The 6,525-nt window shown below is 70.1% G+C and carries 8 protein-coding genes and 2 pseudogenes; 2 read left to right on the forward strand and 8 right to left on the reverse strand.

Annotated features, from left to right (window positions below; all coding sequences use genetic code 11):
- Positions 1 to 29: 29 nt before the first annotated feature.
- Positions 30 to 377: a helix-turn-helix transcriptional regulator gene (locus tag TOK_RS03205; protein ID WP_253258147.1), complete on the forward strand. Its 348-nt coding sequence runs from the start codon at positions 30 to 32 to the stop codon at positions 375 to 377.
- Here the strand turns inward: TOK_RS03205 and TOK_RS03210 are convergent.
- Positions 374 to 561, reverse strand: a pseudogene (locus tag TOK_RS03210) (IS630 family transposase); the annotation flags it as partial. The gene TOK_RS03205 and the pseudogene TOK_RS03210 overlap by 4 nt on opposite strands.
- A 697-nt stretch (positions 562 to 1,258) precedes the next feature.
- On the opposite strand from TOK_RS03210, the gene TOK_RS32305 reads away from it, so the two are divergent.
- Positions 1,259 to 1,555: a transposase gene (locus tag TOK_RS32305; RefSeq protein WP_172457379.1), complete on the forward strand. Its 297-nt coding sequence runs from the start codon at positions 1,259 to 1,261 to the stop codon at positions 1,553 to 1,555.
- Here the strand turns inward: TOK_RS32305 and TOK_RS31480 are convergent, their stop codons facing one another.
- The 7 genes and pseudogenes from TOK_RS31480 to TOK_RS03240 all read right to left on the reverse strand — a co-directional run.
- Entirely contained in the window at positions 1,556 to 2,038 is a 483-nt protein-coding gene (locus TOK_RS31480) for a hypothetical protein (protein WP_141566248.1), read from the reverse strand.
- Between the two features lie 102 nt (positions 2,039 to 2,140).
- Positions 2,141 to 2,899, reverse strand: coding sequence for an SDR family oxidoreductase (locus TOK_RS03220; protein WP_098956246.1), 759 nt, complete (start codon positions 2,897 to 2,899; stop codon positions 2,141 to 2,143).
- A gap of 153 nt (positions 2,900 to 3,052) precedes the next feature.
- The gene (locus tag TOK_RS33740) at positions 3,053 to 3,376 is read right to left on the reverse strand and encodes a hypothetical protein (RefSeq protein WP_253258148.1); all 324 of its coding nucleotides are present in this window, start codon (positions 3,374 to 3,376) and stop codon (positions 3,053 to 3,055) included.
- 334 nt (positions 3,377 to 3,710) lie between these two features.
- Positions 3,711 to 4,280, reverse strand: coding sequence for an FAD-dependent oxidoreductase (locus tag TOK_RS33745; RefSeq protein WP_253258149.1), 570 nt, complete (start codon positions 4,278 to 4,280; stop codon positions 3,711 to 3,713).
- Positions 4,277 to 5,857 carry a phenylacetic acid degradation bifunctional protein PaaZ gene (gene paaZ / locus TOK_RS03230; protein ID WP_098956247.1) on the reverse strand — a complete coding sequence of 527 codons (1,581 nt, stop codon included), beginning with the start codon at positions 5,855 to 5,857 and terminating at the stop codon, positions 4,277 to 4,279. The genes TOK_RS33745 and paaZ overlap by 4 nt, the downstream gene beginning before the upstream one ends.
- Complete coding sequence (gene fdxA, locus TOK_RS03235; RefSeq protein ID WP_098956248.1) at positions 5,854 to 6,207, reverse strand: ferredoxin; 354 nt, start codon at positions 6,205 to 6,207, stop codon at positions 5,854 to 5,856. The genes paaZ and fdxA overlap by 4 nt, the downstream gene beginning before the upstream one ends.
- 52 nt (positions 6,208 to 6,259) lie before the next feature.
- Positions 6,260 to 6,525: pseudogene (locus tag TOK_RS03240) on the reverse strand (benzoyl-CoA 2,3-epoxidase subunit BoxB); the annotation flags it as partial.

The following is a 6,525-nucleotide window of genomic DNA, read 5'->3' on the forward strand; positions in this document are numbered from 1 at the left end:
TTCTCGTACAGGGCGCCTACGATGGTGACGTGAGACAAAGTGTGACGCCGGCGGCCGGAGCGGAGACGAGGCCACCGCTGCTGCCCGAGCCCGCCACCGACGAGCTGCGGCTCGAGACGATCATGGGCGCGCTCGCCGAGCCACTGCGCATGACCGTGGCACGCGAGCTCCTGGTCAACTCGGACGACTTCGACCATCCGTGCGGGTGGTTCGGCTTCGACCGGCCCAAGTCGAGCCTCACCCACCACTTCAAGGTGCTCCGCGAGGCCGGGGTGATCCACCAGCGTCAGTACGGCCTGGAGCGACGCAGCCGGCTGCGGACCGAGGACCTGAACGCGCGATTCCCCGGGCTGCTCGAGCTCGTCGCGGCGAGCTAGTGTCGTGAGTCGTTAATCTTGGTGCAGTAGCGGGCGATGCTGGCGAGGATGTCGTCGGCGGTCTTGGCCAGACGTAGGGCTTCGGATCGTCGTCCCAGGTCGCGATCCTGGCGCGGATGTCGGCGTTGAGCGCGCGGACCGAGCGATGGGCGCCGCGGCGGAGTTTCTCCGCGGTCGTCGCCGCCAGAACGGCCCGCCGCAGTCCGTCCGACACCGGCGAAGCTGTTGACGCGCACCCGAGCCGGCACGAGACCAGCACCGGCGTGGCTTCCTGATCGCAGCTCGCTCCAGCCGCCCGCAGGCGGTGTCCAGGCTGGCCGAAGGCCGCCCGAAGGGCACCGGCCTGGACACCGCCTAGGACGGTAGGACACTCCGGCGACGGGAACGACGCACCCCGAGGTTGACATGGGGTTGTCAAGGGCAGACCGAAGGACTGTCGCGCAGCGCAGCGCCCTTGACCGTGAGTGAGCCCGTGCCAAGCCCACTGGGCCACCCTTGAGAACTGTCGGCGGCCCGACGCCGTCGATGCACCCGAGGTGCCACCGGTTCACTGCTGCCCTGCCAAGCCGACGCCACGACGTCCGCCTTTAGAACGCAGGGCCCGGTGGCAACCCGGGCCGTGCAGACCGTCGACAAGGGCTGAGCGCCGACTGAGCCCAACAGTGAGCGTGCGGGAGCCACGACCCGACCGAGGGCGACGCCGTCGAGCAGCACGGAGACCCGATGTCCCAGCCCGCAGCTCCCCCGAACGTTCTCCCACCCCGCCCACCCGGCAACGTGACCGCCGGCCTGGACTGGGCGACCACCGATCACGCCGTAGTCATCGTCGACCACACCGGCACAGCGGCCGAGCAGTTCATCGTGGGGCCGACGGCGGAGGGTTGCGCGAGCTCGTCCGCCGCCTGCACCGCGCCCACGTCGAAGAGATCGCCATCGAACGCAGCGACGGCCGGGTCGTCGACACCCTCCTCGCGGCCGGGTTGACCGTCGTCGTGATCGCCCCGACCCAGCTCAACAACCTGCGCGGACGCTGTGGCTCAGCGCGGAACAAGGACGACCGCTTCGACGCCTACGTCCTGGCCGACACCCTGCGCACCGACCGCGCCCGGCTGCGCCCGCTGATCCCGACACCCCAGCCACGTGCTTCTGCGCTCGACCGTGCGCCCGCAAGGACCTGATCACCCACCGGGTCGGGCTGGCCAACCAGCTCCGCGCCCATCTGCAGACCTCCACCCCGGCCCGGTCGGCCTGTTTGCCGACCTCGACGGTCTCACCAACTGCGGTTCCTCACCCAGTTCCCGGCCCAGGTCGACGCCGACTGGCTTACCCCGTCCCGACTCGGAACCTGGTTGCGCCGCAACAACTACACCGGCCACAAGAACCCTGCTGTCCTGCACGCGCACCTGTGCGCCGCACCCCGCGGAGCGATCGGCCCCGCCGGGGCGGCCGCCGCCGGCGTGACCCGCGCGTTCGTCGCCGCGCTCCTCACGGTCGCCGAGGAGATCAAGGTCCTCGACGGACAGATCGCGGTGCTGCTCGACGGGCACACCGATGCCCAGCTGCTCGGCCAGCCGCCGGATCACCAGCTCGGGGTCGGACTCCCGGTAGAGGGGGACGGCGCGCTCACGCAGCTCGTCGGGGCACTTCTTCGGTGCTGCCACGGAGTCTCCTTACACGGCCCTTCGGCCATGATCGTCGATCTCCGAGCAAGCGGGGGAACCTCAATGTCGACATACACGTGGTCGAGGCTCAGGACAGCACCGTCAGGTGCGTGGTCCGCCCGCCACGTACAGGACCTGTCCCGAGACGAAACCCGAGCGGGCGTCGGCGAAGAAGGAAACTGCGTTCGCGACGTCGTCGACCTCACCCGCACGCTGAACCGGGATCGCCTGCGCCCGGTCGTGGACGTATTGCGCCCACGGCGTCCCGATCCGGTCTGCTGTCACCCTGGTCATCTCGCTGACGATGAAACCAGGCGCGACGCAGTTTGCCGTGATTCCAAAGCGCCCGAGTTCGAGGGCGAGGGTCTTGGTGAGGCCCTGCACTCCAGCTTTGGCCGTGACGTAATTCGCCTGGCCCCGGTTGCCCAGCGCTGAGGTCGAGGAGAGGTTCACGATCCGACCCCAGCCCGACTCGACCATGTGAGCCTGCGCAGCCCGGGTCATGAGGACCGCGCCTTTAAGATGGACATCGATGACAGCGTCCCAGTCGTTCTCCGTCAGCGTGATCAGCAGGTTGTCGCGGGTGATGCCGGCGTTGTTGACCAGCACTGTCGGCGCGCCCAGCTCGTCAGCGGTGCGGTCGACCGATGCCTGCACCGCGGTGGGGTCGGCGACGTCGGCGCCGAGCGCGATCGCGACGCCTCCGGCTGACGTGATGGCGTCGGCCGAGACTGTGGCCGCCGCCTCGTCCAAGTCGAGGACGGCGACGGCGAGGCCGTCATAGGCAAGGCGCAGCGCGACGGCCGCACCGATCCCTCGGGCGGCGCCAGTGACGATCGCGACGCGGCTGGCCTCGGGCATGGCAGAACTCCTCGATGGTGGACGGGTGCAGTGAGTGGCGACCTGCTACCCGGTTCAGCCGGGCCCAGGCACGGCGTGCGCGACACGGAGCATGGTCGCGAGGTCGTGGACCTTGACGCGGCCTCGGCCGTCCGGTTCGCCGAGGGTGGCTTCCTAGGTGTCGAGGCGTAGCCAGCCCTGCCAGTCCGTCGTTGCGACGCCACGCCCGGAGAGGGTGTCGAGGATGTCGGGCCGGGTGCGGCCGGGCGAGCCGGGCAGATCCTCCAGCACTGCTGCGGCGGTCTCGGCACCGGCGGGCTTGTTCGTCCCGATGATCCCCGTCGGTCCGCGCTTGAGCCAGCCGGTCACAAACGTGCCGGGAACCGGCTCGCCGTCCGCCACCACGCGGCCCCGGTCGTTCGGGACGATTCCGTTGTCGGCGTCGAAAGGTAGCCCTGGCAGCGGAGCGCCGCGGAACCCGACGGCGGAGATCACCATGCCGACCGGCAGTGTCTTCCGCAGGCCCGTGCCGACGACACGTCCATCGCGTAGCGCCGTGCGCTCCACAACGATGCCCTCGACCTGACTCTGCCCGGCGATCTCGACGGGGCTGCTGAAGAACCGCAGGTGCAGTCGGCGCCGGAGTCCCCGTGATGGGGTGGCGGCGAAGTCGCGGAAGGTGGTGAGGTTCCGGCGGACTCTCCTGTCGGGCGTGTGGAGGGGTCGGTGATATCGAGGTCGGCGGGATGCAGGACGACGTCCGCATCGGCAAGCTCGGAGAGCTGGAACAGCTCGGCCGGGGTGAACTTCGCGTCCTCGGGGCCGCGGCGGATCAGGACGTGGACGTCGCGGACCGCACTCTGCTCGAGCGCGGCAAGGACGCGGGTCGGCACGTCGGTCCCCCGCAGCTCGTCCGGCTCAGGATCCGGACGACGTCCAGAGCGACGTTACCCGCGCCGACCACCGCGACCTCGGGGGCGCGGAGGGCGAGCTCGACCTCCGCGACGTCGGGATGGCCGTTGTACCAGCGGACGAAGTCGGCAGCGCCGACAGCGCCGGGGCGGTCTTCACCCGGGATCCCGAGCCGGCGGTCGCGCTCGGTTCCGGAGGCGTGGACGACGACGTCGTAGTGGTCGCGCAGGTTGCGGTGACTGACGTCTCGACCGACCTCGACGTTGCCGAGGTAGCGAACGCGGTCGTCCTCGAACGGCTTCGCGAGCACCCGCGCCACGGCCTTCATCCGGGCGTGGTCGGGGGCTACGCCGTAGCGGACGAGGCCGAACGGGGTGGGCAGCCGGTCGATGACATCGATGTCGAGCGGGTGAGCGGAGACGACGAGTGCGGTGGCGGTGTAGAGCCCGGACGGGCCCGAGCCGACGATGGCCACGCGCGGCGCGGTCACGATGTGCCCCGGATCGCCGCGAGCATCGCGGGGCTGCTCTGGATCGCCGCGAGCATCGCGGGGCTGCCCTGGACTGCGGTCCGTTGCAGGTGGTGGTCCACCGCGTGGAGCCCACCGAGCTCGGCACCGCCACCGGCTCGGCCGGGGCCGCCGTGGAGCAGTCCGGGCAGGGGGGCACCATGACCGGTGGACTCGGCGGCGCAGCGCGTGTCGAGCACCAGTACCCGGCCGTGCCACGGCGCGAGGGTGCGGACGAGATCGCGGGCGGTGTTGTCGTCGGCCGTGACGACCGATGCGGCGAGGCTGCCGCGACCGCGTGCGGCGAGTTCGCCGGCGTGCGCGACGGATCGGTAGCCCATCACTGTGCTGACCGGTCCGAACGCCTCGACGTCATGTGGTTCTGCGGCGTCGGGATCGGAGGCGTGCAGCAGCACGGGGCCGAGGAATGCCCCCCGCTCGGCGTCGGCGTCGACGGGGTCGACCTTGTCAGGGTCACCGGAGACGATCCGGGCGCCTCGGGTCAGCGCCGTGATCGCCGATCGGACGTCATCACGTTGTTCCAGGCCGGCGAGTGCTCCCATCTGCACCTGTGCCGACGCGGGATGGCCGACGACGACCTGCGCCAACCTGCCGGAGACCGCATCGAGTACGGCGTCGAGGTGCTTCTGCGGAACGATCGCCCGCCGGATGGCTGTGCACTTCTGTCCCGCCTTGACCGTCATCTCCACGACCAGTTGCTCGACGTAGAGGTCGAACTCAGCGGTTCCCGGAGCAGCGTCGGGACCGAGGATCGAGCAGTTGAGCGAGTCGGCCTCGGCAGTGAATCGGACCGCCTCGCGCACGACCACGGGTGCCGCTCGGAGCCGTGCGGCAGTGGTGGCCGATCCGGTGAAGGCGATCGAGTCCTGTGGACCGAGGTGGTCGAGCAGGTTGGTGATCGAACCGCATACCAGTTGCAGCGCACCATCAGGAAGCAGCCCTGATGCAACGATGTCGCGCACCACGCGCTCGGTGACGTAGGCGGTGGGGGTCGCGGGCTTGACGATCGAGGCGACGCCCGCCAGGAGCGCCGGAGCGAGCTTCTCGAGCATGCCCCAGACGGGAAAGTTGTAGGCGTTGATCTGTACCGCGACACCCAGGCGCGGGGTGGCGAGGTGCTGGCCTGCGAACCCCGTGCCCCGGCTCAGCCGCTGCGGCGCATCGACGGTCAGGACAGTGTCGTCGGGCAGGTCCGCTCCGAGCGCGGCGTATGCGGACAAGACCGCGATCCCACCGTCGACGTCGACCTTTGCATCCGCGGTCGTCGCGCCTGTCCGGTGGGAGAGCGCGTAGTAGTGCGGGCGATGTTCGCGCAGCTGCGTCGCGAGTGCCGTCAGCATGCCGGCCCGCTCGCGGAAGGTGAGGCCACGAAGCGCAGGACCCCCGGCGCGCCAGGCGTGCCCCAGACCAGCGACCAGGTCGAGACCGCTGCTCGACACTGTGACGACGTGTTCGCCGGTGACCGCGTCGGCCACCGGGACACCGTCATCGCCGGCAACCCATCGGCCGGCGACATACGACTCCAGGGCGGTTGTCATGGTGTCTCCTCAGGTGGGCCTGGGTAGGAGCGGACGAACTCGGTGTCCACACCGAGCGCCCCGAGGCCGGTGGCGCCGCCGGGCCGTTCCAGCGGCTCGGACCGGCCTGGCAGCGGCAGTTCGAAGAAGCGGGCGTTGTCGTCGACAAACGCTTCCTGGCCTTCGGGGACGGCGCGGTCCTGCGAGATGGCCTCCACCGGGCAGGCCGGCTCGCAGGCACCGCAGTCGATGCACTCCAGCGGGTTGATGTAGAGCTTGCGGGCGCCCTCGTAGATGCAGTCGACCGGACACTCGTCCATGCAGGACCGATCCGTCACATCGATGCAGGCTGCCGCGATCACATACGGCATTGCGAATTTCTCCCGGTGTCGAGGGCGCTTTTGAAGCCCGGCGGGTGCCGGCTCAGGCGAGGTGGACGTATTCGTACTCGAACGGCCGGCCGTTGATGCCGTTGGTGGGCGGGGCGATCCAGCCGGCAATCCTGCCCGGCTCGTAGACGGGGCGCATGAGGCTCTGAACGTGGGCCTTGTCCGCTGCGGAGGGCAGCCACCGGTCCGCGCACTCGTTCCACGCGTCGGCGCCGACCACGTCGCCGGCCGGGGTGATGTGGTGATCGGAGAAGACGCCGACGTGCCGGTTGAACCCGACGTGCGGCAGCGTCAGCGTGC

It is taken from the genome of Pseudonocardia sp. N23 (assembly GCF_002583555.1).
Taxonomy (GTDB): domain Bacteria; phylum Actinomycetota; class Actinomycetes; order Mycobacteriales; family Pseudonocardiaceae; genus Pseudonocardia.

Coding starts and splice junctions, on each gene's coding strand:
- TOK_RS03220 (WP_098956246.1), bottom strand. CDS start 2,899: ATGCCCGAGGCCAGCCGCGTCGCGATCGTCACTGGCGCCGCCCGAGGG.
- TOK_RS33740 (WP_253258148.1), bottom strand. CDS start 3,376: ATGGTGATCTCCGCCGTCGGGTTCCGCGGCGCTCCGCTGCCAGGGCTA.
- paaZ (WP_098956247.1), bottom strand. CDS start 5,857: ATGACAACCGCCCTGGAGTCGTATGTCGCCGGCCGATGGGTTGCCGGC.
- fdxA (WP_098956248.1), bottom strand. CDS start 6,207: ATGCCGTATGTGATCGCGGCAGCCTGCATCGATGTGACGGATCGGTCC.